Source organism: Cupriavidus oxalaticus (assembly GCF_004768545.1).
In the GTDB taxonomy this organism is placed as follows: domain Bacteria; phylum Pseudomonadota; class Gammaproteobacteria; order Burkholderiales; family Burkholderiaceae; genus Cupriavidus; species Cupriavidus oxalaticus_A.
In genome coordinates, this window is record NZ_CP038635.1 from 1,598,749 (window position 1) to 1,622,131 (window position 23,383).

General features: G+C 63.4%; 19 protein-coding genes. 12 read left to right on the top strand and 7 right to left on the bottom strand.

Translation table 11 applies throughout. From position 1 onward, the window contains the following. Window positions 1-8: 8 nt before the first annotated feature. A complete protein-coding gene (locus E0W60_RS18220) occupies window positions 9-644 on the bottom strand; it encodes a cysteine peptidase family C39 domain-containing protein (protein WP_240745958.1) in 636 nt (211 codons plus the stop codon). 729 nt (window positions 645-1,373) lie between these two features. Then, window positions 1,374-1,643, bottom strand: coding sequence for a hypothetical protein (locus tag E0W60_RS37540; RefSeq protein WP_240745959.1), 270 nt, complete (start codon window positions 1,641-1,643; stop codon window positions 1,374-1,376). Between E0W60_RS37540 and E0W60_RS18225 the strand changes: the two genes are divergently transcribed. Continuing rightward, complete coding sequence (locus E0W60_RS18225; protein ID WP_240745960.1) at window positions 1,642-2,736, top strand: hypothetical protein; 1,095 nt, start codon at window positions 1,642-1,644, stop codon at window positions 2,734-2,736. The two genes, E0W60_RS37540 and E0W60_RS18225, sit on opposite strands and share 2 nt — an antisense overlap. Window positions 2,737-2,825: 89 nt before the next feature. Here E0W60_RS18225 and E0W60_RS18230 read toward each other — a convergent pair whose 3' ends face one another. Genes E0W60_RS18230 through galU form a run of 3 tightly spaced genes read right to left on the bottom strand, consistent with a single transcriptional unit; the run spans window position 2,826 to window position 4,936 of the window. Further along, window positions 2,826-3,641 carry an undecaprenyl-diphosphate phosphatase gene (locus E0W60_RS18230; protein ID WP_135705148.1) on the bottom strand — a complete coding sequence of 272 codons (816 nt, stop codon included), beginning with the start codon at window positions 3,639-3,641 and terminating at the stop codon, window positions 2,826-2,828. Between the two features lie 33 nt (window positions 3,642-3,674). After that, window positions 3,675-4,028, bottom strand: a complete 354-nt coding sequence (locus E0W60_RS18235) for a hypothetical protein (RefSeq protein ID WP_133098584.1) — start codon at window positions 4,026-4,028, stop codon at window positions 3,675-3,677. An 11-nt stretch (window positions 4,029-4,039) separates the two neighbouring features. Further along, window positions 4,040-4,936, bottom strand: a complete 897-nt coding sequence (gene galU / locus E0W60_RS18240; protein ID WP_135705149.1) for a UTP--glucose-1-phosphate uridylyltransferase GalU — start codon at window positions 4,934-4,936, stop codon at window positions 4,040-4,042. A gap of 770 nt (window positions 4,937-5,706) precedes the next feature. On the opposite strand from galU, the gene E0W60_RS18245 reads away from it, so the two are divergent. From E0W60_RS18245 to E0W60_RS18275, 7 genes are all read left to right on the top strand, one after another. After that, the gene (locus E0W60_RS18245) at window positions 5,707-6,846 is read left to right on the top strand and encodes a polysaccharide biosynthesis/export family protein (protein ID WP_135705150.1); all 1,140 of its coding nucleotides are present in this window, start codon (window positions 5,707-5,709) and stop codon (window positions 6,844-6,846) included. After that, window positions 6,843-7,280: a low molecular weight protein-tyrosine-phosphatase gene (locus tag E0W60_RS18250; RefSeq protein ID WP_135705151.1), complete on the top strand. Its 438-nt coding sequence runs from the start codon at window positions 6,843-6,845 to the stop codon at window positions 7,278-7,280. Before E0W60_RS18245 ends, E0W60_RS18250 begins: the two co-directional genes overlap by 4 nt. 19 nt (window positions 7,281-7,299) lie before the next feature. Beyond that, the gene (locus E0W60_RS18255) at window positions 7,300-9,534 is read left to right on the top strand and encodes a polysaccharide biosynthesis tyrosine autokinase (protein ID WP_135705152.1); all 2,235 of its coding nucleotides are present in this window, start codon (window positions 7,300-7,302) and stop codon (window positions 9,532-9,534) included. A gap of 48 nt (window positions 9,535-9,582) precedes the next feature. Continuing rightward, a complete protein-coding gene (locus E0W60_RS18260; RefSeq protein WP_135705153.1) occupies window positions 9,583-10,662 on the top strand; it encodes a hypothetical protein in 1,080 nt (359 codons plus the stop codon). Then, a complete protein-coding gene (locus E0W60_RS18265; protein ID WP_135705154.1) occupies window positions 10,625-11,857 on the top strand; it encodes a polysaccharide pyruvyl transferase family protein in 1,233 nt (410 codons plus the stop codon). The genes E0W60_RS18260 and E0W60_RS18265 overlap by 38 nt, the downstream gene beginning before the upstream one ends. Beyond that, window positions 11,857-13,065, top strand: a complete 1,209-nt coding sequence (locus E0W60_RS18270; RefSeq protein ID WP_135705155.1) for a lipopolysaccharide biosynthesis protein — start codon at window positions 11,857-11,859, stop codon at window positions 13,063-13,065. Before E0W60_RS18265 ends, E0W60_RS18270 begins: the two co-directional genes overlap by 1 nt. A gap of 130 nt (window positions 13,066-13,195) precedes the next feature. Continuing rightward, entirely contained in the window at window positions 13,196-14,362 is a 1,167-nt protein-coding gene (locus E0W60_RS18275; protein WP_240745961.1) for a hypothetical protein, read from the top strand. A 21-nt stretch (window positions 14,363-14,383) separates the two neighbouring features. Here E0W60_RS18275 and E0W60_RS18280 read toward each other — a convergent pair whose 3' ends face one another. Beyond that, a complete protein-coding gene (locus tag E0W60_RS18280; protein WP_135705156.1) occupies window positions 14,384-15,496 on the bottom strand; it encodes a glycosyltransferase in 1,113 nt (370 codons plus the stop codon). A 74-nt stretch (window positions 15,497-15,570) separates the two neighbouring features. Continuing rightward, window positions 15,571-16,950, bottom strand: a complete 1,380-nt coding sequence (locus E0W60_RS18285) for an undecaprenyl-phosphate glucose phosphotransferase (protein ID WP_135706264.1) — start codon at window positions 16,948-16,950, stop codon at window positions 15,571-15,573. A 641-nt stretch (window positions 16,951-17,591) separates the two neighbouring features. Here E0W60_RS18285 and E0W60_RS18290 point away from each other — a divergent pair. The 4 genes from E0W60_RS18290 (at window position 17,592) to E0W60_RS18305 (ending at window position 23,260) form a co-directional block, all read left to right on the top strand. After that, complete coding sequence (locus E0W60_RS18290) at window positions 17,592-18,413, top strand: transcriptional regulator (RefSeq protein WP_135706265.1); 822 nt, start codon at window positions 17,592-17,594, stop codon at window positions 18,411-18,413. Window positions 18,414-18,694: 281 nt separating this feature from the next. Then, window positions 18,695-20,395: a hypothetical protein gene (locus E0W60_RS18295; RefSeq protein ID WP_135705157.1), complete on the top strand. Its 1,701-nt coding sequence runs from the start codon at window positions 18,695-18,697 to the stop codon at window positions 20,393-20,395. Window positions 20,396-20,565: 170 nt separating this feature from the next. Beyond that, the gene (locus E0W60_RS18300; protein WP_135705158.1) at window positions 20,566-21,687 is read left to right on the top strand and encodes a hypothetical protein; all 1,122 of its coding nucleotides are present in this window, start codon (window positions 20,566-20,568) and stop codon (window positions 21,685-21,687) included. A 781-nt stretch (window positions 21,688-22,468) separates the two neighbouring features. Next, the gene (locus tag E0W60_RS18305; protein WP_240745962.1) at window positions 22,469-23,260 is read left to right on the top strand and encodes a transcriptional regulator; all 792 of its coding nucleotides are present in this window, start codon (window positions 22,469-22,471) and stop codon (window positions 23,258-23,260) included. Window positions 23,261-23,383 lie beyond the last annotated feature (123 nt).

Consider the following 23,383-nt stretch of genomic DNA (forward strand, 5'->3'; position numbering starts at 1 on the left):
CGGCATGGCTAGCTGCGAATGACGGCAGCCTCGTCCGCACGCCGCCTGCGCCGCGACCGGAACACCTTGTGCGCAGAGGCAGTCAGCCGGTCCCAATGGTGGCGCCAGGATGGGCGCGTCGCGGTACCGGTCGAACGGCCCGGCTGCGCTGGCTCCATGTCTGCCTGCCCTTCTGCCTGAGTTTCCGCCTGCGCTTCTGCCTGCATTTCTGCCTGCGTTTCTGCCCGCCCTTCTGCCTGCGATAAAGGCTGTACCAGGATGGCGTACCGGCTGTACTGGGCCAGCAACTCATCCCGACTAACCTCCTGTTCACCGCCGCCCCAACCCGGCAGCGCGACCAGCAGGCGTCCGTGCTCGCGGCGCTCCAGCAGTACGCACGGTCTGCGCTTGTGTAGCAGCAGGATTACCGGTAGTACGCGGTCAGGGATCGTGTCCAACTCCATCTCCGCGAGCCGGGTCGACAAGCCCGCGTGCGCCGCCGCGTCGCCCAGCTGCGGCAACGTGAGGCGGTGTGGCAGCTCTTTCAGGACGCCCGTCGGTATTGGCCGCTGCCATACCCGGTTGAGCAGCAACAGGCAGCCCAGCAGCGGATCATCCGCGCCCGTCAGACGGTCCCCGCCCGCAGGCTCGCGGTGTCCGGCCATGGCGTCGCACTCGAAACTGCCGGGCCACACAATGGGTGTTGTCCAGGGTGGTGCGACACGTGACGCCTTGGGCCGCTTCTGGGTCGACCTTGGCGTCGGTGTTCCAACTGGTTCAGGCGCCTCGCACAATAGAAGCTCGGCAGGCTCGTGCGGCCCGCACGGGTTCCACTCACCCATGATTCCCCCCCGGTTTCAGTGGTGTGGCAGTTTCATGCAAGCGTAGTGGACGAGGGCACCCGTTCCCATCATTCAGACAGGGGACTTCGAGGCTGATTCGGCTTTGAAACATCGCCTGGATCATGCACGCCGGGCCAGTGCCGCCAAACCGCGAGGACAAGTGGGCAGAACAAGCCGTGATCCTTGCCGCAAGCCGGGGCGGCCGGCGTGTTGATGACACCCACGTTTCATTTTCCGAACATCCTTTCGGGGGAGTCTGCCCTTGGCTTGCCGATGCGCGGTCCCGGGCGGAATAAAGCTCCCGCTTTCGCGGGGTAGACAGCGTGTGCACGCAATCTGTGCCCGAACTCGCGATAGTGGCCTCGATGACCCGAAAAGCCTTGTACGTAAAGGCTTTGTGGGAATCCGCGAGGCCCGTCGACCGGCCCGCATGCAATGGCCATCGTGCGCTCCGGCAACCGCCTCCGACCCGGTCCGATGCACGCTGCGGGCGCTCCTGGCGCGTACCCGGCGCTCGTCCATAGGGGCGATTTTTCTTTCCAATTCCGCCAGCTAGATTGAACGCATCGTTGGCGTCAGCGCAAGCGATCGGATCTCAATGTAGCTAAAAAAAGCCGGGAAAAAGGGGGTATTCATGAAACGCATCCACATGAGGCTCGCAGCGGTACCGTTTGCCTGTCTGATTTTCACGGTGGCCGGTTGCGGAGGAGGCGGGGGCGACTCGGCCCCCGCCAGCACCAATTCCGCCGCGACAACGACGGGCAACACCGGGCCGTCCACGTCCACGAACGCGCCAGCGCCAGCCGACGCGGGCAGCGCCATGCTGTCCGGTACCACTGACCCCGGGCCCGAAATCGGCAAGGACGGGGACTATTACCTGAATACCGCGACCTGGATGCTGTTCGGGCCCAAGGCAAACGGCGCGTGGCCGGCGGGGGTGTCGATCGCAGGGCCGGCGGGCGGGAGCGGCGCCCAGGGCAACACCGGCACCGGCGGCAATACGGGCCTGGCGGGCAATACCATCCTGTCCGGCTCCACCGATCCGACTGACGGCGTCGGCAACAATGGCGACTACTACATCAACACTTCGACCTCGACCCTGTTCGGGCCGAAGGCGGACGGCACCTGGCCGCCGGGCGTTCCGCTGGGTGGCGGCACCGGATCGTCGGGCCCCGGCGGCGGCACCGTGCTGACCGGCGCGGGGGCTCCGGACAACAGCGTCGGCAACAATGGCGATTTCTACCTCGATACCAACACCTGGACGCTGTACGGGCCCAAGGCCAACGACCAGTGGCCGGCGGGGGTGTCGCTGGTGGGGCAGTCAGGCAGCGGCGGGACCGGCGGCACGGGCGGTACCGGTGGCGGCACGGTTGGCAATGGCGGCCACATCCTGTACGGCAGCGGTGCGCCGACCGACAGCATCGGCGTCGATGGCGATTTCTATTTCGATACCTCGACTTCGACGATGTACGGGCCGAAGCAGGACGGCAAGTGGCCGACCACCGGCGTGACGATGACGACGTCGACTGTGTACAACGGCAATTTCAACGTACCGGACACGCTTACCCGCGGCCATTACGTCATGACCGGCGCCGGCGGTGCGGTGCCACGGCCGTCCGACTTCGGTGTCGTGATTCCATATGACTGCACCCGCGTCACGCTCACTGCAAGCACGCTTGGCAAGGTGCAGGGATCGCTGGACATCTCGGTGTACAAGGTGACGGGGGCGGGCGTTACAGCGAGCCTGTCGGAGGTTGGCAGCCTGAGTTGCAAGGTGACCAACGGCCTGAAGAGCTGCACCCGGGAGGTGGCCGCCGGAACTGTTCTCCACAACGACAAGCTGCAGGTCCAGGTGGACACCAACCAGGCCACCGACTGGGGCGGACTGGCCGTCAACCTCGCCTGCGCCAAGTAAGCTGGCTGGATCAGGCGCGTCCCGTGGCCGGGCATCGAATTGCCCGGCCACGTAGGCGCGGCTTGCCATATTGCGGGCCCAGACCAGGCTCAAAGCGAGGGGACAGCGGTCATGACCGCAATCAGCAGGCCGAGTGCGATGCGATACCAGGCAAATACCTGCAGCGAATGTCGCGCGACAAGGCGGATCATCGCATTGACGACAAACAGCGCCGAGATGAACGCCGCGGTAAAGCCGGCGGCAATGGCCCAGAGGTCTGCCATGCTGAGCAAATGGTAGTGCCGCATGGCGTCGTAACTGGCGGCGCCCAGCATGGTGGGGATGGCGAGAAAGAACGAGAACTCGGTTGCGGCTTGCCGCGACACGCCCGACAGCATGCCTCCGATGATGGTGGCGCCCGAGCGGGACGTGCCGGGGATCATGGCCACGCACTGTGCAAAGCCGATGCCGATGGCTTGCTTCCAGCCGAAATCTTCGATGGTGTGAATGCGAGGCACTGGCCTGCGCCGCTCCACCCAGAGAATGACCAGGCCGCCCACGATCAACGCAGCCGCGACGACAGGGGGATGGAAGAGCCGGTGCTTGATGGGCCCGATGAGCAGTGCGCCGATGACCGCTGCAGGCAGGAAGGCGACCAGCACCGCCGTGGCAAAGCGCAGCGCCTCCGGATCCCGTCGGACCGCGCCCTCGCACAGGTGCGTGATTTTGGCACGGTACAGCCAGCACACGGCCAGGATGGCGCCGAGCTGGATCACCACGTCGAACACGCGCGCCTCGCTGGCCGCAAAGTCGATCCAGTCTCCGACCAGGATCAGGTGCCCGGTGCTCGATATGGGCAGGAATTCCGTCAAGCCCTCGAGAATGCCGAGAAAGAACGCCTTGCCCACGTGGATCCAGTCAATCATGTGGCTGCTGCCTCTCTGGTTGCGTTGCTGAGATTACAGGCGGGCATATGAGCCACCGCCGCCGTAAGCAAACAATGGATCAGGCCGAACCGTCTCGTAGTCCCGGATGCGCATCGCGATGCTGGTGTACGCGTGGACGTATTCTTCGAGCGCTGCCTTCGGGTTCCTGCCGATCACATCGTAGATGGCTTCGGCGAACTCCGAGTCGGTCCAGACCGTACCCGCGTGGGCAATGACCTCAGCCATCGCGCGGTAGAACCTGCCCTCATCGACAGGGTGTGCGCTGTACCAGGACTGATGAGTGAGCCATTGCCTGAGCGCCTTGGCAATTTCGCTTTGTGCAGACATCCGGGTGTTTCCAGTATGCTCGGGCGGAGCGAGGATCATCGCGTCTGCTTCTAGGCAATCACGCTGTCAGAGTAAAGGCAGCCACGCCGCTCCAGGTAGCTGCGGAACTCTGCGCCGGTTTCATGGTGCTTGAGCGCATAATCGACCGTCGCCTTCAGGTAGCCCAGCTTGCTGCCGCAGTCGTAGCGCGTGCCCTGGTAACGGTAGGCCAGCACCTGTTCGTGGCTCAGCAGCGACTGGATCGCATCGGTCAGCTGGAACTCGCCGCCGGCGCCGGGCTTCAGTGCGCGCAGGTGGTCGAAGATGCGCGGCGTCAGGATGTAGCGGCCGACCACGCCCAGGTTCGAAGGGGCCTCTTCCGGCGCGGGCTTCTCGACGATGCCCGATACCTTGATCACGCCTTCGCCCCATTCACGGCCTTCGACCACGCCGTAGGAGCGGCTCTGCTCGGGCAAGATCTCTTCGACCCCCAGCACCGAGCAGTTGTAGTGGTTGTAGGCATCCACCATCTGTTTCATCACCGGCGGGTTGCCGTCGATCAGGTCATCGGCCAGCATGATCGCGAACGGCGTGTTGCCAACCAGCTTGGCCGCGCACAGTACCGCATGACCCAGGCCCAGCGCCTCGGACTGGCGCACGTAGTAGCACTCCACGTTGGCCGGCTTGATCGAGCGCACTACGTCCAGCAGTGCCCGCTTGTTCTTGGCCTCGAGTTCCACCTCCAGTTCGAAGGCCTTGTCGAAATGGTCTTCAATGGCGCGCTTGGAGCGGCCGGTGACGAAAATCATCTCGGTAATGCCGGCGGCCATGGCTTCTTCCACGGCGTACTGGATCAGCGGCTTGTCCACCACCGGCAGCATTTCCTTCGGGCTGGCCTTGGTGGCGGGCAGGAAGCGGGTGCCCAGGCCCGCAACCGGGAAGACGGCTTTGCTGACGCGACTCGTCATTTGAGTTGCTCCCTTCTATTTTGATAATGCTGCTAACGGCAAAGAAAGAGGGTGTAGGCGCAACAGGGAATCGATCGCCTACACCCTTAAGTCGGCAACGGGGTGCCACCGGGAATTGTGCTGCGTCGCAGCATCCACGGTACCCCCCACGCGTTGGGACAGGAAGAAGGCAAAAACGTGGTTGGCGCGACGGCAATTGTCAGTCAGCCCGATCATTGGAAACTTTCCCCACCTCGGTGTGGGGCCTACCGAAACGGGGTAAGACGGGTTTCGCCGCCCCTCAATAATCAAGGCCGGCAAGCACTGACCCCGTTGCCGCTCCCGTAAGGGTGTAGACGCTTCCCCGCGTCTACGCCCTCTTTTTTGGGCTTTCGCAAGTTGCGCGAAGCAGGGCATTAGGCCCGGGGCGGCCTGCTCGACGAGGCGCCCGTCGACCCGACACCGCTTCATTGCCGTCCATTCCATTTTTCGTTTCCACTCTGATGGGGGGATCGGAAACTTACTGAAAACGCCGGTTGCGCCTTGAAGATGTAGTCCCACGGGCCATAAACTTCGCCGGTCATTTGCGAAATGACGCAGTGCAAAAAGAGCGCGCCTCCGCGCCGTGCAACACGAAGCCAACACCGCCAGGTTCAAGTCCGCAGGCAATGCAAACAAGCGGAAAGGCACCCACGTGTGCCATGTCGAACCAGCGGAACCGCCGCTGCTCAACCCGCCAGGGAGACGGCGGGCAATGCGGGTCTTCTTGCAAACAAGGGAATCATCGAGACGTGCTAAAGCTTTCAAGCAGATTGAGGTTTGGCAGGGCCGCCATGTGCGTGGGGATCATTCCATTGCTGGCTTCCTGCGCACTCGCGCCAGGCATGCGCTTCGACCCACAGCGTCCGCTCGACCCGGAAGATCCGGAATCGGTGCCCAGGATCACGCAGATCACGCCGGCGCTGGTGCGTACGCTGAAGGCCACCACGCCATCGGTAAACGTCGGGGTGGAGGAGCTGTACGACGTTCCAAAGCCCTATACCGTGGGCGTCGGTGACATCCTGTCGATCGTTGTTTGGGACCACCCGGAGCTGGTGTTCCCCACGCAGACTTACTCGATCGGTGCGGCCTACGAGATACCGAGCTACAGCGGTGCCGCCAACATACCGGGCTATGTCGTCAGCCCTGCCGGCACCATCCAGTTTCCTTATGCCGGTGTGCTCAAGGTTCTCGGCCAGACCCCGGATCAGATCCGCGGGCAACTGAGCACCCAGCTCAAGCCCGTCGTCAACATGCCGCAGGTCACCGTACGTGTGCTCGCCTTTCGCAGCAAGCGTGTCTACCTCGACGGCGAAGTGAAGACGCCTGGCCCGCAGAATATCGACGACGTGCCGATGACCCTGGTCGAAGCGCTCAACCGCGCTGGCGGTGTCAACGTCCTGACCGGCGATAACAGCCGCATCCGCATCTCGCGCGACGGGAAAAATTACTTCGTCAGCCTGCCTGCGCTGTTGCAGCAAGGCATCGACCCGGCCAGCATCCTGCTGCGCAACGGCGACATCGTGCGCGTGGAGCAACGTGAGGACAGCAAGGTCTTCGTGACCGGCGAAGTCGTGAAGCCGACCCCGGTAATGCCGCGGAACGGGCGGCTCACGCTCAGCGAAGCGATTGGTGAAGCTGGTGGCCTGAACCCCAACTCCGCCAACGCCAAGGAACTTTACGTGATCCGCAAGGGTACGGACGGACAAGCCGAGGTGTTCCACCTTGACGGCAAGTCGCCTGTGGCATTTGCGCTGGCCGAAGCGTTCGAATTGAAGCCGAGGGACGTTGTCTACGTGGATGCCGCGGGCGTGGTCCGCTGGAGCCGTGTGATCAACCAACTGCTGCCGAGCGGAAACTTCTTCACGTCCACGGCGAACGCAGTCAAATGATCAAGACCGTACTCGTGGTGTGCATCGGCAATATTTGCCGGAGTCCGATGGCGGAGGGCCTGCTCAGGCAGGCGCTGCCCGAGGGCGACGTCGGCTCCGCCGGGCTGGGTGCGCTTGCCGGACAGGCTGCCGATCCGAAGGCGGTGGACCTCATGAGTCAGCAGGGCGTGGACATTTCGGGCCATCGGGCCCAGCAACTCAGTTACGCCATGATCCGGCGCGCGGACCTGATACTCGTCATGGACGGCGCCCAGCGCCAGGAGATTCAGCGCTTGCACCCCGCTACCACGGGGCGCGTGTTCCGCCTGGGCGAACTGGGAAAGTTCGATGTGCCGGATCCCTATCGCCAGCCACGTCCGGCCTTCGAAAATGCGCTGCAACTGATCCGGCGCGGCGTGGAATCGTGGGTGCCTCGCATCCGGGCCCTGGGTTAAACATACTGTCCTGCCTCCAATGAACAATTCCACTTACGTTCCTGTCGCGGCGCCCAGTCAGTCAGAAGAGATCGCCCTCGTTCGCTATCTGGACGTGCTGGTGGCAAGCCGCTGGCTCATCGCGGCGATTGCCATTGCCATCCTTGCGCTTGGGGTGAGCTATGCGTTCCTGGCGCGGCCGGTTTACGAGGCGAATATCCTCGTGCAGGTCGAAGACAGCCAGAACAGTCCCAACGGCCTGCTGGGCGACGTCTCCTCGCTGTTCGACGTCAAGACGCAGGCGACCGCGGAAATCGAGATCCTGCGCTCGCGAATGATCGTCGGCAAGGCGGTGGACAATCTGCGGCTCTATATCGATGCCAAGCCAAAGTATTTCCCGTTGATCGGGCCATGGATCGCGAGCCAGTCAAAAGGGCTTTCCGAGCCGGGCCTGTTTGGCACGGGAGGATATGCCTGGGGTTCGGAATCCATCGCGGTTTCCACGTTCGACGTACCCGAGGAACTGCAAGGCGAGAACTTCGTACTGACCAGCCTGGGTGATGGCCGCTACCGGCTCGAGCAGAGCAGTCTCGACAAGCCCATCGACGGCCGTGTCGGGGAAACCGTAGAAGCGGACCATGCCGTCGGGAAGATCCGGCTGCTGGTGAGCGCACTGAAGGCGAAGCCCGGCATTGTCTTCAACCTTGTGCGGAACTCTCGTTTGAAGACAGTGGAGCAGTTGCAGCTCCAGTTGAATATCGCGGAGAAGGGCAAGCAGAGCGGCATGATCGGGGCCTCGCTCGAAGGCAACGATGCCAGGCTGACCGCGGCGATCCTGAACGAGATCGGTGACGAGTACGTGGCGCAGAACATCAATCGCAAGGCCGCGGAAGCAGAAAAGTCCCTGCTGTTCCTGAATAACCTGCTGCCGCAGCTGAAGGGCGAGCTCGAACGCGCCGAGGTCAAGTACAACGCCATGCGCAATGAGCGTGGCACCTTCAACCTCAGCGAAGAGGGCAAGGCATTCCTGCAGGAGAGTGTGACGGCCGAGACCTCGCTGCTCGAACTCAAGCAGAAGCGTGCCGAGTTGCTGACGCGCTTCGCGCCGGGCCATCCTTCCATGCAGGCCCTGGACCAGCAGATCGCCACGCTCGGTACCAAGGTCGGATCGATCGCCAGCCGTGTCAAGGCCTTGCCCAACCTGGAGCAGGACACCTTGCGCCTGATGCGCGACGTCCAGGTCAACAACGACCTCTACGTCGGCATGCTGAACAATATGCAGCAGCTCAAGCTGGTGAAGGCCGGCAAGGTCGGCAGCGTGCGCCTCGTGGATAGCTCGCCGGTCCCCGAGGAGCCGGTCAAGCCAAAGAAGGCCCTGGTGATCGTCCTGGCCGCGGTGCTGGGCCTGCTGGCGGGCGCGGTCGTGGCCTTTGTCCGCAATGCCTTGTTCGGCGGGATCACGGATCCCAAGGACATCGAGGAACATACCGGCCTCAACGTGTATGCCACCGTTCCGCAATCCGAGCACCAGATCAGCCTCAGCAAGGAAATCCATTCGCGCAAGCGGGGCCAGTATCTGCTGGCGGACCGCTACCCGAACGAGCCATCGGTGGAAAGCCTGCGCAGCCTGCGGACATCACTGCAGTTTGCCATGCTGGATGCGAACAACAACCGCGTGCTGCTGACCGGCGCGACGGCCGGCGTGGGCAAGTCCTTCGTCTCGGTCAACCTGGCGGCGTTGATGGCGTCGGGCGGCAAGCGTGTGCTGCTGGTGGATGCCGACATGCGCAAGGGCTACCTGAACCAGTACTTCGGCAAGGACCGGGATCCAGGATTGTCGGACGTGCTCGCCGGGAAGCTTGCGCTGGAAGAGGTCGTTCACCGCGACGTCGTCCCGGGGCTGGATTTCATCGGCACGGGGACCATACCGCCCAATCCTGCCGAGCTCATGCTCAGCGAGCGCATGGTCAGGCTGCTCGAAGGCCTCAGCGATCGCTATGACATGCTCATGATCGACACGCCCCCCGTGCTGGCGGTCGCCGACGCTGCGATCCTGGCCGAACGTTGCGCCACGGTCTTCCTGGTCACGCGCTTCGGCAAGAGCTCGATCGGCGAGATCTCGGAGTGCGCCAAGCAGCTTGGACAGGTAAACGTGAGTGTCAAGGGGGTGATATTCAACGGACTGGATCCCAATGCCTTCCGCTATGGCTACGGTTCCAAATACGGGCGCTATCGCTATGCCTACTACGGCTACGGCAATGGCGAGAAATCGTAACGCCGAAGCGCATTGGCCATCGTGGAACGCCGCTAGCGGGGGATCGAAATGCATGCCACGAGACTGAATCCGGACTGGGTGCTTGCCGAGCGTGGGCTGGCCGCAGTCGCCAGCATGCTGCTGAGCATCCTCTATCTGGCGATCTATTTCTTCGGCCGCGAATCGCTTCCCGAGAAGTGGGTGACCGATTCGAACAAGATGCTGGAATTCCTGGTGACCGGCTCGTCCAACTTCGACGATTCGTTCGCCGCTACAGCACGCGTGTTCTCCTTCTTCGGCCCCGAGTATGTGAACGTCGTCACCGCCAGCGTCGGCGTTGCCTACCTTGTGGTGGCGTCGAGCCGCATCGCGAGCCTGCGCGAGCTGGCCGTGCGCTGGCTGTTCGTGCTCCCGTGCATGCTGCTGAACCTGCTCGCACCCGGCAAGGAGACCGTCGTGATCGCCATGTCGATCATCCTGGTCGCATGCGGCATGTCCAGGGCCGTGTCATCCCGTGGACTTGTCGTCATTGTCATCGTGATCTACGGGTGCTACGCCTTCTTCATCCGGAACTACTATGCGATGATCCTGGTGCTTGCGCTTGGCATCCGCGCGTCGGCAGGGCTCAAGCCGGGATGGAAAGCCGCGGTGCTGGCCTGCTTGCTGGGCGCGATCCTGGTGGCGCCCTCGGAGATCCTGTACATCCTTCAGTCGCCCAGGGATATCTCAAACAATTACGCGCTGAGCATCGGCAGCGAAAACCGGACGATGATCTGGAACCTGTACCCGCCCACCTCGGGTATCAATTTCATCGTCAACTACCTGTATGCAGCCGCCATCTTCGTGTTGCCGGTGATCAGCTTCCGCGCGCCGGTCGATCTTGCCATGATGCTGATGCACTTCGCGATCATCCGGGTTGCGCTGCGCGGCTTGTCCGGGACGTTGCCGGCTGGTGACGACTACCGCAAGCGCCGCTGGTTTGCCACGCTGATTGTCGCGCATATCCTGGTGCAGTTCATATTCGAGCCAGACCTGGGCAGCTATGTCCGCCATCTCACCTCGGTCAGCTTGTTTCTCATTCCCTTGCTAACTTTGCCCTCGGCCAATCAAGATGAAGCACGTCGTCATATGCGCGGTGCCGTACAGTGACAACCTCGGCGATGCCGTGATAGCCGAAACACTGGGCTTCCTGATCCGCCAGGCCTTGCCGGACTGCCGGATCAGCTACCTCGATATCGCGGGGCGCACCCAGCTCGGCGAAAGCTCGCTGAAGAAGGGGCGGCTGATGCGGATCTTCTCCAGCCTGCCTGGCTGGGCACGGGTGCCCGCGCTGACCCTTGCCATCGGGATGAAATACCGCCGGCAATGGCGCGCCAGGTGGAAGCAGCAGCTCGCCGATGCCGATGTGGTGGTGATCGGCGGCGGCCAGCTGCTGTGCGATGTGGACCTCAATTTCCCCCTGAAGCTCTACCTGCTGGCCCAGTGCCTTGGCAAGAAGGCCGAGGTCGCGCTGGTATCGGTAGGCGTGGCGGGCAACTGGTCCGGCGCGGGGAAGTATCTGCTGTCCAGATTCTTCAAGCAGGCGGCGCCACGGTTCATTTCCGTTCGTGATGAAAATTCCCGCCGCAATATCGTCCGCGTCGCCGGGGACACTTGTTCCGACGTGACCATCATTCCGGACCCGGCCATCCTGAGTTCGGCGCTCTATGCCGACAAGGGACTGGAAAAACGCTGGGATGTGGGCATCTGCGTGTCGGACGTCGAAGCGCTGCACTACAACGCGGACCTTGTCAGCGTATCGGAGCAGGGCCGGGGCATCGGCATGTTCGCAGGGCTGGTGACCAAGCTGCGGCAGAGCGGGCAACGCGTCGTTCTGTTCACTAACGGCGCGGCGGAAGACAATATCGCGGCGGCTGCGGTCAGGAGCCGGCTCGGCGTTGATGATGTGGACTTCATTTTGCCAAGGTCCCCGGCGGAACTGGTCTCGGTCATCGCGGGATGCCGGAGCATGGTGGGCCACCGGATGCACGCGAATATCATCGCCTTCAGCTTCGGCGTGCCTTCCGTCGGCATTGTCTGGGACACCAAGGTCGCCTCGTTCTTCAAGCTGAGCGGGCGCGGGGATTTCGCGATGCGGCAGACGGCCAGCGCTGACGACCTGATCGAACGGCTGGCATACGCCCGGTCCCTGGGGGCCGCGCAGTTCAAGCGTTCGGCGCGGCTCGGTCAGGAAATCAGGCAGGGCCTGTCCATGCTTTTTGCCCGGAGCCCGGCGATGCCGGGCCCATCCCCGGCATGCCGGACAGAGATCAAGGCCGCGCCTTCGCTCGGGGGGATGCAGTAATGCGCCGCATGCTGTCGGCGCTTGGCGCGGTGTTCGAGCAGGCCGCCTATACGGCAGTGCAGTTCGGCATCAACGTGGCCCTGGCCCGGTCAATGGATGTGGCCGGCTATGGCGTGGTTGCGGTGGTGCTGTCGCTGGTGGTGTTCATCAATATCTTCTATGTCTCCTTCCTGCATGAGCCGGCGCTGATCGAGGGGCTGAAGCTGCGCGTGGGCTTTTCGATAGAAGTTGCATTGCTGACCGTGCTGCCGGTTGCCGCGGGGTCGATCCTCTACCTGTACGGGCATGGCCTGAGCACGTCGGCATGTGCCGCGGCCGCCGTGCTGTTCGCCAGCTACACCGCATACTGGGTGCTCAGGACCGTAGGCGCGAAGGCGAGGGGCTATACCGGGCTGCTCGCCTGCCACACGCTGATCGGTGGCGGCGTTGCCGTGATCGGCCTGGCTTCCGGCACACAGAAAGAGTCCGCGGTAATGCTGATGCTCGCCGCCGCGATCCTGCTCCCGACGCTGCTGGGGGCCGGTGCCATCCGGCGCGATATGCGCAATGGCCGTATTGAAATCATCCCGGGAAGGCCGGCGTCCCCGCGGCAATGGCTGGGATTCGGTGCAAGCTCGGCCAGCGCGCAGCTGATGAGCTGGCTGGTCGGGCCGGGGCTGGTCGTGCTGCTGGGATCGCTGGGACACTTTGCCGACTCGGCGAAATTCCGGATCCTGCTGACGGTGCTGCTGCCGGCCCAATACATCCTGATGGCGCTCGGCTATCACCTGATGCCAAGGTTCGCGACCTCGTTCCGGCAGGATGACACGCTGACGCTGGCCAGGACGTCCCTACTGTTCGTGCTGGGCGGCGTCGCGCTGGCCGGCGCGCTGAGCGTGCTGCTGCTGCTGGTTGGCGACCGGATCGTCGTCATACTGTTCGGCGCGGCGTACGGCGACCTCGATGTGCGCTTCTTTGCCCTGTTCCCTGTCGTGTTCGCAGTCGTGATGTGCCTGAGGACCTTGCTGAAATCATTCGGCATGGCCCGTGCCATCTTCCTTGCCGCGGGCATCGGCCTGGTGGCCGGGATCGGGCTTGGGGCATGGCGCTATCCCCGGCTCGACTACCTCGTGGCAGCGCAGGTCATGCTGTTGTCGTTCCTCGTCATCGCGCTGATTCAGACTGGTGCGCTCGCAATGGGCGTCCTTCGCAGGCATGGGACGGCATAGGGCTGCCTCCGGGCACGGCCGCGCGCTGGCGGGCGCGCTCGCCACGGCGGCGCACATGGCCCTGTCTGGGTTCTTGCCCTGCCAGCACGCGCACGCCGAACCGCGCCCGGCTCCGGGCCGGATCGCATCGATGCCTGCCTTTGCCGTGCAGATCGATCCCGCCACGGTGTCCTATCACGACCTGGCCACGATCAAGGGCCTGGGATTCTCGCTGGTGCGGTTCGGCGTGCGGCCCGACGTGGTGCGGGGGCATCTGCCGGCGGAACGCTACCTGCAGGTCATCAGCATGGCGCGCCAGGCTGGCCTGCGCATGCTAATCACGCTTTACGGCGGACGGTATATCTGGGGCGATACCGGCCAGGACGGTTCGAGCGATGCGAACGAGGCGAAGTTCGCCGGGTTCGCTGCCCGCTTCATGCTGCGCAACAAGGGGCCGGACCTGTCGTATGAGATCTGGAACGAGCCGGACAACCAAACCTTCCTGCATCCCTCGGTACCGATCTCGCGACTGATCTCGACCGCCGGCAGGCTTTGCGACGAACTGGCGCAGCAGGGCGTCGCGCCGCCGCCGCCCCTGTACCTGTTCGGCCTTGCGCGGCTGCCGAAGCCGGGGAACCCGGCCGCGGAGCTGTCGCTGACCCGGCTGCTGGCGGATCCGCGGCTGGGCTGCTTCCGGGGATTGAGCATTCATCCGTACCGGCCAACGCCGGAGACGCTGCTGCAGGACTACCGGCAACTGAGCGGCCGGATCCGCAATTCAGCACGTCCGTCCGCCGAGCTGATTGTCAGCGAATGGGGCTATGCCTCCTATCTTCCGGTTCGCAGCGAAGCGACGCAGGCCGCGTTGATCGCCAGGCAGGTGCTGTCCGGTGTCATCTCCCAGGTGCCCATGCTGGGCATCTATTCCTGGCGCGACCGGGGCGAGGCGCGCTGGGACCGGGAGGCGAATTTCGGCCTGCTAAGGGTTGATGGGTCGGAAAAGCCGGTCGTCGCCATGCTGCGCGATCTGCTGGGCGTCCTTGCCGGTGCGACCGATGCGTCCTGGCGCGAGCATCACGGCAGCTTTGTGCTGTCGCTGCGCAAGGATGGCGCTGTCCATCGCATCTATTGGGGACCGCAGAGCAGGGCGATGATGCGCGAGGAGCTGGGCAAGGAAAGGGCGGACGGCTGCAAGGTCAGGGCCCTGGGCACTTCCGCCGGGGCGCGGCCTTGCGCGGCGATGCTGCAGGCCGACACGGAATATTCCAACGGGGACATTGTGCTGGTCAGCCTGGCAGCAGGCACTGCGCAGCCCTGACCAGCACGCACGGTGCCTGTGCTAGGCAAGCACTTCGCTTGAATAGAAGGACTCGAACTTCCTGGCCTGGGTCACGATATTGAACTCCGACTTTGCGCGTGTCACCGCGTGCTCCGACATGGCCTGCCAGAGCGCGGCGTCGCCGACGATCGCCTCAATGCAGTCCGCCATGGAGGGCGCATCGTCAACCGGCACGATGAAGCCGTTGCTGCCATCGACGATGATGTCCTTGATCCCGTCGACGTCGGTGCCGACCACCGGTATCGCCAGGGCATTGGCCTCCGCCAGCACGTAGCCGAAGCTCTCATAGTGCGAGGTGAGCACCACCACCGCGGCCGACCCCAGCAACTCCAGCAGTTCGGACCGGCTCATCCACGCGATGGCCGTCACATCCTTGCCCTCGACCAGGCCGCGTTCCTGCAGCAGTGCATCGAGCGTCGCCCGGTCATCCTCGTAGTGGCCGTAGCCAACCAGCATGAACTCGATATCCCGGCGGCCCTGGAACAGCCTGGCCACGTCCAGGAACATGGGGATATTCTTCTGCCGGCTGATCCGCGCCACCATGATCACTCGCTTGACGCCGTCGCCAAGCTGCCTTTCCGCCGGCGGAAAGCGGGGTTCCACGGCATTCAGTATCGCGTGCGCGCGGTCCTGCGGCAGCCCGACTTCGTGGATGGCACGATGCCGCTCGGACGGCGAGGTGGCCAGCACCGCGTCCGTAAGGCGATGCAGAAACCGCTCCGCCATCAGGAACACGCGGCGCTTTATCCCGCTGAGGCCGAGGTAGTAGTAGGCATGCGGAGTATAGACAACGCGCACGTCCAGTCCGATGCATGCCAGCCGGCCCACCAGTCCCGCCTTCGAACTGTGCAGGTGCACGATCTGCGGCGCGACGCTCTTTACCAGCGCCCGCAACCTGAGCGCAGCCTTCAGGTCGTTCACCGGGTCGAGCTTGCGGGGAATCGGCAGGTAGCTGACGCCAAAGTTTCGCGCATCCGCAACGGCCGAGATCGAGCATTGCTTCGGCAGCGCAAAGTGGAAGCTGATGTTCTCGTCGTTGATATGGGATGCCAGCAGGTGGAGGTAAGTCTCGACACCGCCCAGGCACTCGGTCACATGCAGGACTTTAATCATTGGGTTGCGCAAATTGGTGCGTATTGGGATGCGTATTTGGGATGCGTGTTGCTGCGTAATGGAAGGGGGCGGCCTCAGTAAGCATTGCTTCCCACCCACCCCCGGAACGCGGTCCAGAAGATGATGCGCAGGTCGAGCCAGAACGACCAGTTCCGGATATAGAAGATGTCGTGCTCCACCCGCTTGGCCATCTTGTCAAGCGTGTCGGTCTCGCCGCGATGGCCATTGATCTGCGCCCAGCCCGTGATTCCGGGCTTGACGCGGTGGCGCAGCATGTAAAAGTCCAGCTGCTCCTTGTACATGTTGTTGTGTGCCATGGCGTGCGGCCGCGGGCCGACCACGCTCATTTCGCCCTTCAGCACATTGATGAACTGCGGCAGTTCGTCCAGGCTGGTACGGCGCAGGAAGGCGCCGATCGGCGTCACGCGGCTGTCGCCCCGGGTGGCCTGTGTGACGACGCCATGCTCGCTATGCACCTTCATGCTGCGGAACTTGTAGACGTGGATGACGCGCCCATCCATGCCGAGGCGTTCCTGCTTGAAGAAGACCGGCCCCGGCGAATCGCGCTTGATCAGGATGGCGATCAGCAGGAACAGCGGCGACAGGGCGACCAGCACGAGCGCGGAAAAGGTGCGGTCGAAGACGGCCTTGATGGTGCCGCGCACGCCGAGCGAGGGCGGCTTGTTCATCTCCACCGCGGGCATGCCCAGGAAGTTGCCGACGTTGTGGTTGAGCAGGTCGAAGTCGAGCACGCTCGGCATCCACTTGATGTCGATGAAGTCATTGCGCAGCGAGAAGGCGATCTCCTGCATCAGGCGGTGCTCGCTCATCGGGAGGGTGATCCAGATCTCATGGATCCCGTGCTCGCGGGCGAAATCGGCGATGTGAGCGCTGTCGGTGATGCGCCGGCGCCCCTCCGGCGTGGATTCGCCTTCTGCGGCATAGATGCCGCTGACCTTGAATCCGGTGGTGTGGTGGGCGGTCGCGCGGCGGTACATCTCCTGGCCGGTCCGGCCGAAGCCGACGATGATTACGCGCTTGTTGTTGGCTCCGGCAACGCGCAGCAGGTTTAGCACGGCGCGGGTGACTACGCGCAGGCCCACCAGGGCGCCCAGCGAGAAGGCGTACCAGTACACCATCCACAGGCGGGACAGGGAGTCGGCCTGATGGAGCAGGTAGGTCAGCAGCAAGCTGACCAGCCAGACCAGGCTCCACGCAGACAGCAGCCGCGCGGCGAGCGAGATCAGGCTGCGGCCGCGCCAGGATGTGTAGACGTCGAACCCGGGCAGCACGATAAAGGCGATCGCACAACCAAAATACTGGATGAACTGGTGGATTGGCGCGTGCGCGGTCGAGAACCGCACTTCACTGGCCAGGATTGCCGCAAGCCAGATGGCCCCGGCGTCGAGCAGGCGGGCCATCAGCGCGAGCTGATCATGGTGCCTGGCAAACATATCGCGATAGATACCCAATTGCTTCCCCCAGAAGCGTTGAGTAATGGGCGTTCAATCGAGTGCCCATGCCGTTGTTGTCTCCTCCGAACCTCCGGTCCGCGCGCGGTGGCGTCCAGGCTCGTTGCATGGCATGCATCGTTGCTGTGCATGCTCAAGGTGTGGACAAAGCAGAGTCGTGCGGGGCTGCATTGCGGCAGCCGGTTCCATGGTGTGGCGGCGGTCAGCTGACGACCGGCCACGGCCGCATCCTTGAGGGCCGTCCACGGAACCGCAACGCTCTTTTTGCTGCCGGCGCGCTGATGGCACCGGCGTGCTTCGTGTTTTCAGGTGCGAATAGTGCGATGCAGCGAAATGCCTCGGTACCCTTCATCAGAAGGGAAAGCCTGGCCTTGGCCGATGAAGCGTTCGACCGCTATTCGCGATGGGCTTCGTCGATTTTCCGCGCGCGAAAATGCCGTGACGCTGACTCCAGCGTTACCCCGCTCAAGGAGGGAAGCGAGAGGCCAGCACACCCCCCGCACCGGGGGTGAGAATAAAAAGCATTGGCGAGCAGGTTCGGGACCGCCGAGTTTGTGTGATGCCCGTGAAAAGGCCGATGCGGCTTGGCAGCCGGGCATCCTTCACTCAACCGCGGCAAGGAAATGAGAAAGAAAACAGAGCCACATACGGTATTCACGCGGGAACAGCTGGATGCGTATTTCGCTTCGTACGTAGGGATGGAAGGTGGAAACCCAGGCGCTGCGGTATGGTTCTGCGATAGCTCTCCGCATCCGAGCGGGGCGTCGCTGTTGGCCCCGTTGGTTCCTCGCCGCCAACCCGGCGCATGGGATGCCGCCTACCGTTGCAAGTATCGTCATCACATGGAGCGCTGGCAGTCGCACCAGAGGATTGCCCGCATCATGTCGGCGGCGCGAGCACAGGTCTTCAACACGGCCATGGGCGAGCAGGACTGGAAGCACTACTTCGATCATCATCTGTACGCGCCGCACGGCGCCGAGTTCAAGCTCAGCCTGTTCCCGCTGCCGGCGCGCCTGATCAATCAGACCCCGTGGTCGAAGGCGTTTCGCGGCCAGCCGGAGCTGTTGCCGAGGCAGCGTTACCTCGACCTGTGCCGCGAAGGCCGGCGCTTTGCCTTCATCGACGGGATCCGCCGGCGCTGGAAGCCGAAGGTGGTGATATGCCTGGGCGAACGGCACGCCGACGACTTCGTGCAGGCGTTCGTGCTCGCGCAGGCGCGCGCCACCGACCACGTCCTGCAGCCTGCCGACCAGCCCAAGACCTTGCGTGTGCTCGAGCGCGACGGCACCACATGGATCATCTGTCCGCCACTGGCCGGCGCAGCGGGAATGATGTCCGATGTCCTGCTCGACGCGATGGGGCAGTACATCACGCGCTGGCTGCGGCCGGACGATTTCCTCGGGTTCTCGACCGGTACAGAGAAGCCGATCGCGAGGGCGTCATGAGCCATGGCGCGCGCGGGTCGCCGATACCGTTCGCCTGGTGGCGCGGTCTGTGCAGCAAATGATTGGCTTTCCCCCGCCATGTAGGGGTGACACGGATTGGTGGATGCGTTTATCTGCGGGCTGCCGCGATCTGCAAGATCGCTGCCACTGCACCCGCTCGCCAGTCTCGTGCGTGGCATCAGCGGCAGCGTAGGGCGCCGGAGACCGTGCGCGGCAGTACTCCGTCGCAGTAGTCCCCACCATGTTTCGTTGTAGCGAAGTATCGATCTCAGGAGAGCAGCGTGCAAACCAAAACCCGGAACATCTTCATCCTTGGCATCATGGCCAGCGCCGCGGCAACGCTCGTGGCTTGCGGCGGCGGCGGCGACGATTCGCCGCCGCCTTCGCAGCCCGCCACCGTGAGCGGCAAGGCGGTGGACTTCTACCTGTCCGGCTCGACTGTCACCTTCCTTGACTGCGACAACAAGACCGCGGTCACGAATGGAAGCGGGGACTTTACCTTCCCGGCGGGTTGCGCGAAGAGTGCGCTGAGAGTGACCGGCGGCACCGATATCGGTACCAACCAGCCGTTCACCGGTGTACTGCAGGCACCGGCGCTGGATAGCAAGGAGGGCGTAATCCAGGTGGTCTCGCCGCTGACCACGTTGGCGGTCCAGGTCGGCTCGGGTCAGGCGGCCCCCCTGGCGGCCGGCCTAGGCCTGGCAGGCAAGGATCTGAACACGCTCGACCCGATGCAGGACGCGGCGGCGCTGCGGGCGGCGGTCGTTGTGCAGCAACTTGTCGACCATGTCGCCAAGACGCTGACCGGCCTGGGCACGGGTGGCACGCTGACTTCCGCGGATACGGCCGCGGCCGCCTCCAAGGCAGTCGCCAACGCCGTGGCCAGCACTCCGGGCACGGCAGACCTGACCAGCGTTGCGCTGGTCACGAATGTGGTGTCCAGCGCTGTACAGAACGCCCAGGCCGGCCTGCCTGCCGAACTGCGCTCGGACATCGGTGTCGTGGCCGCCAATGTGGCCGCACTGGCCGCGCCGGTAATCACAACCCAGGTGGCAAGCGTGAGCACGGCGCTGGAGGCCGTCGATCTGGGTAGCAGCCCGACCGCGACGTTGTCGGCGCTGACGGAAAGCGGATCGCTCAACATCGTGACCGAAAGCGCGCAGTCGACGACGACCACGGCGCTGGTCCAGGCGGTGACGACCGACGGGCTGAGCGATGCATCGATCACGACCAGGCTGGCTGAACTCGGCGAAGCGGTGTCGACCGGCAACACCGCCGAGATCCAGCAGGTCACTGCTGAACTCGGCAGCACGGTGGATGCCGGCGCGATCAACAACGTGGCAAACGCGGTCGGGCTGAAGAACTACCTGCTGCTGTCAAACCTGACGATCAACGGCGTCAATTACCCGATCACCGACACGATCTCGGCCACGGGCGGCACGCTGGGCGCGATCCAGGTTGCGGTGACGCAGAATGGCAACGCCTTCAACGGCGGCCCGTCGCAACTGCGCGCTGGCCTGAGCTATACCTACGGCGGCAACCAGGTCGATGTCATCATCGAGAACGTGACGCTGACGTTCAACGGGTCGCAACTGGTGGATGCGGTGGTGCCTGCCAATACTGCTTATTCGTTCCGGATCAGTGGCAACGTGTCTGCCGCGGCAAGCCTGACCAACAGCGCCGCCGACAGCCTGTTCTCCACCGCAAACGGCGGCTCGCTGAACCTGCCGTTCACGGTGTTCCTCGGCAAGCTCAGGTCTGCCGGCGCGCTGAGCCAGGCGCAGGTTGACGCTCTCACGCCAACTGCCACCAGCACGTTCCCCGTGGCGTTTGCCACAACCACCGGTGCCCAGGGCAGGGATGTGAAGGTGGGCATGCTGGTCAACGGCGACGTGGAATTCGCCAAGACGGCATTGGTGAAGACCGACGCCGAGATGGTGGTCGGTGACGGCCTCAAGACCACGGTGACGCTGAACCCGTGACCGGCGCGTAGCGGTGCCTTCCGCCCGGATGGGGAAGGCCAGGCCGCCCGGTCATCCGAACGCGTGTCTCAAGGCCGCGCCGCGGGTGACCGGGCTTTTTTGTGTCTGTGTCGGGCATCTCGCAGGAGCGCGCGACGCATGAGGCTCGCCCAGTGGCCTCGGAGTCTTCTATGCAGCTGATTCGCAAGCGCCGGCTGGACCACGCCTGCGCCCTGATGCTGGGCCTGTCGTGCGTGGGCACGGCCAGTGCCGCGCCCGACGATGTGTTCATGCAGGCCGAGCCCGCCACCGGGGAGTTCACCTCGGTGCGGGTGGAGGCCAGCTACGACATGGTCGATCGCACTGTCGATGTCTTCAACCTGCGCGGGCGGCAGGGACCGGTGTCGGACAACGCCGGCGATTATCGCGGCGGCAAGCTGATGCTGGGCTACAAGTTCTCGCCGCACTGGTCGGGGTCGGCCACCTACTGGCGCCGTGGCATCGATTATGGGCAAGACCACAACCAGATCGATACCTGGATGCTGGCGATGCACTACGACCCGCTCGCCGAGGCCGGTGCTCGCGATCGCATCATGCTGCGTTTCTCGCTATGGGGAGACCACTCCGGCAGCCTGAACCGCTCGTCGCCGGTGATGGTCCGCAATACGACGTTCAACAGCCTCACCGTGAATAACGCCAATGACGTCCAGGCGCAGGCCGACGTCATCTTCTCCGGCGAGCTGACCGAGCGCAACCAGCTCACCGGCTTCATCGGCCTCGGCATCAGCCGCGTGTCGATCGGCAGCATCAATACCCGCCTGCAGCGAGGCAACTGCAACTTCAATGTCGCTATCGGCTCCGACAATCTCGCCAATGGCCAACTGGCCGCGCCATGCAACGTGGGCAACGTTACCCTGCAGTCGGCGTCGTTCTCGGTCGACGCCAGCCAGTTCGGGCTGAACTTCAACGATGATTTCAACTACACAGCCGGCTATCTGAACCTGGGCGGGTCATGGCGCTGGAAATACGAGCGCTTCGCGGCGCGGCTCGGATACCAGTTCCAATACCTGCTGCGCAGCAATGTCGACAGCCGCACGCAAAGCTACGGTAATTCGCCAATCCGCTCCAACCACACGCTGGGCCTGGAGCTCTCGTATGCGGTGGTGAAGAACGTGGAAGTGTTCCTGCGCGGCCAGGCGTCGCTGTACAACTTCGTCGGCACCATCCCGTTCCTCTATAACGCGACGACCGCGGGCAAGCTGGATCGCTACTACGGCTACGGCTCGATCGGCATTCGTTTCTCCGGGTTCTGAGTTTGTGAAGCAGGTCGCGGTTTTCTATCCCCTCGGGTGAGGGGATAGAAAACGCAATCCCAGAGATATTGCATCGCAGCAAATCACTTATGTCAGACCTTAGAAGATTGAAATTCCTAAATGGGTGAGGCTGGGTTAGAATTAATTCAATCGAAAAAATCTATATAGCTCTATTCAGTTTTGCTAAAGTCGCCGGGCGCGCGTTCAGATAAATATCATTTTTATCTTCGGCGTAAATCATCGCCAAGCGTGCGATGCCAGGGAAGGCGTTTTTCCTCCATGGCAGAAGTTCAAACAAGGATGGGAATAATCCTGTGTTACAGGATGACGTGGGCTCACCGTATTTCCTCGAACCCGCGACTGCGTTCGGCGCGCCGCCTGACCGGATTTTGTGTCAGGTGGGCATCGGAGGCGGGTTCCAGCCCGAACCATCATTAAAACAAGCAGATCCGGGCATTTGAAAAGACCCGGTCGGCGCGAGGATGTCGCATGCGGCGGCACACTGAATTCCTCGCACCGTACCTGCCAATAACGATTTGCGAAAGACCACGGCAGCACGCGCGCCACAGAGGCCGCGGCATGCCGCGGCATTGTCTGTCGGGGGTCCCACCAAGCAGCAAGGGATAGTATGCAGCATTCAAAGGTGTTCGCGCGTCCGGACCTGGATCGTTATTTTGCCTCCTACGTTGGGATGGAAGGCGGAAATCCGAAGGCTCCGGTCTGGATATGCGACAGAAGCCCAGCCTGCTCCGAGCCACTCGTCGCACCGCTACAGCCGCGTATGGCACCGCCGGCCTGGGACGCCGTGTTCCGCCACCAGTACCGGGAAGACATGGGCAAGTGGTTCGGCCATCAGTGCATGGCGCGCATCATGGCGGCCGCGCGGGCCGAGGCGCTGCGCGTCCGGCTCGGGGACAACGACTGGGAGCAATACTACCGGCGCCATCTCTACTCGCCGAGGGGTGCAGAGTTCCGGCTCAGCCTGTTTCCGCTGCCTGCCCATGTCGACGGACGAACGACGTGGTCCAAGGCGTTCCGGGGCCAGCCTGAACTGATCCCGCAGTCGCGCTACCTGGATCTGTGCCGGCATGGCGAACGTTTCCGGTTTCTCGCAAAGACACGCGCCCGCTGGCGCCCGAAGGTCGTCATTTGCCTGAGCCATCGCCATGCCGACGAATACATCGAAGCCTTCTCGCTAGGCGGGCTCGCCAGCGAGGAGCATGCACTCCAGCCGGCAGACCAGGTCAGGCGCCTGCGCCTCTTCACCAAGGACGGGACGACGTGGATCATCTGCCCGGCAATCGGCGGTAGCGCCGGGATGACGTCGCAGGTTCAACTCGATGCGTTCGGAAAGTTTCTGGGCATGCGGCTGGCGGAGAGCGACTTCAAGCACTGCGCCGAGCTCGATGCCGTCGACGATGGAGCGCCGGCCAGGGCGGAGCGCCTGCCGGAGCGCTGCGAGACGAGGAGGCTGCCTGCCGAAGCGGGTGGTAGTCGTCCGGTGGAACGTGTCCGGCCAATGTTTCCGGCTAATGAACCCGCGCGAGCGGGAAATTGCGAATCCCTCGTCTAGTGCCACCCAAAAAACTGATGTAAAAAACTTTCAATTTTCCCGAGTCAAAATACTTGAGACAATTCGCAATCTTCATTCATTGAATTTCCCATTGAAGGCACCGTTAGCGCGGTGTCTTTTTTT

Bases quoted from the DNA above. Each gene is read 5' to 3' on its own strand.
- E0W60_RS18220 (WP_240745958.1), bottom strand. From the start codon at position 644: ATGGCCGGACACCGCGAGCCTGCGGGCGGGGACCGTCTGACGGGCGCG.
- E0W60_RS18225 (WP_240745960.1), top strand. From the start codon at position 1,642: ATGCTGTCCGGTACCACTGACCCCGGGCCCGAAATCGGCAAGGACGGG.
- E0W60_RS37540 (WP_240745959.1), bottom strand. From the start codon at position 1,643: ATGGCGCTGCCCGCGTCGGCTGGCGCTGGCGCGTTCGTGGACGTGGAC.
- E0W60_RS18230 (WP_135705148.1), bottom strand. From the start codon at position 3,641: ATGATTGACTGGATCCACGTGGGCAAGGCGTTCTTTCTCGGCATTCTC.
- E0W60_RS18235 (WP_133098584.1), bottom strand. From the start codon at position 4,028: ATGATCCTCGCTCCGCCCGAGCATACTGGAAACACCCGGATGTCTGCA.
- galU (WP_135705149.1), bottom strand. From the start codon at position 4,936: ATGACGAGTCGCGTCAGCAAAGCCGTCTTCCCGGTTGCGGGCCTGGGC.
- E0W60_RS18250 (WP_135705151.1), top strand. From the start codon at position 6,843: ATGATCAAGACCGTACTCGTGGTGTGCATCGGCAATATTTGCCGGAGT.
- E0W60_RS18255 (WP_135705152.1), top strand. From the start codon at position 7,300: ATGAACAATTCCACTTACGTTCCTGTCGCGGCGCCCAGTCAGTCAGAA.
- E0W60_RS18260 (WP_135705153.1), top strand. From the start codon at position 9,583: ATGCATGCCACGAGACTGAATCCGGACTGGGTGCTTGCCGAGCGTGGG.
- E0W60_RS18265 (WP_135705154.1), top strand. From the start codon at position 10,625: ATGAAGCACGTCGTCATATGCGCGGTGCCGTACAGTGACAACCTCGGC.
- E0W60_RS18270 (WP_135705155.1), top strand. From the start codon at position 11,857: ATGCGCCGCATGCTGTCGGCGCTTGGCGCGGTGTTCGAGCAGGCCGCC.
- E0W60_RS18275 (WP_240745961.1), top strand. From the start codon at position 13,196: ATGCCTGCCTTTGCCGTGCAGATCGATCCCGCCACGGTGTCCTATCAC.
- E0W60_RS18280 (WP_135705156.1), bottom strand. From the start codon at position 15,496: ATGATTAAAGTCCTGCATGTGACCGAGTGCCTGGGCGGTGTCGAGACT.
- E0W60_RS18285 (WP_135706264.1), bottom strand. From the start codon at position 16,950: ATGTTTGCCAGGCACCATGATCAGCTCGCGCTGATGGCCCGCCTGCTC.
- E0W60_RS18290 (WP_135706265.1), top strand. From the start codon at position 17,592: ATGAGAAAGAAAACAGAGCCACATACGGTATTCACGCGGGAACAGCTG.
- E0W60_RS18300 (WP_135705158.1), top strand. From the start codon at position 20,566: ATGCAGCTGATTCGCAAGCGCCGGCTGGACCACGCCTGCGCCCTGATG.
- E0W60_RS18305 (WP_240745962.1), top strand. From the start codon at position 22,469: ATGGCACCGCCGGCCTGGGACGCCGTGTTCCGCCACCAGTACCGGGAA.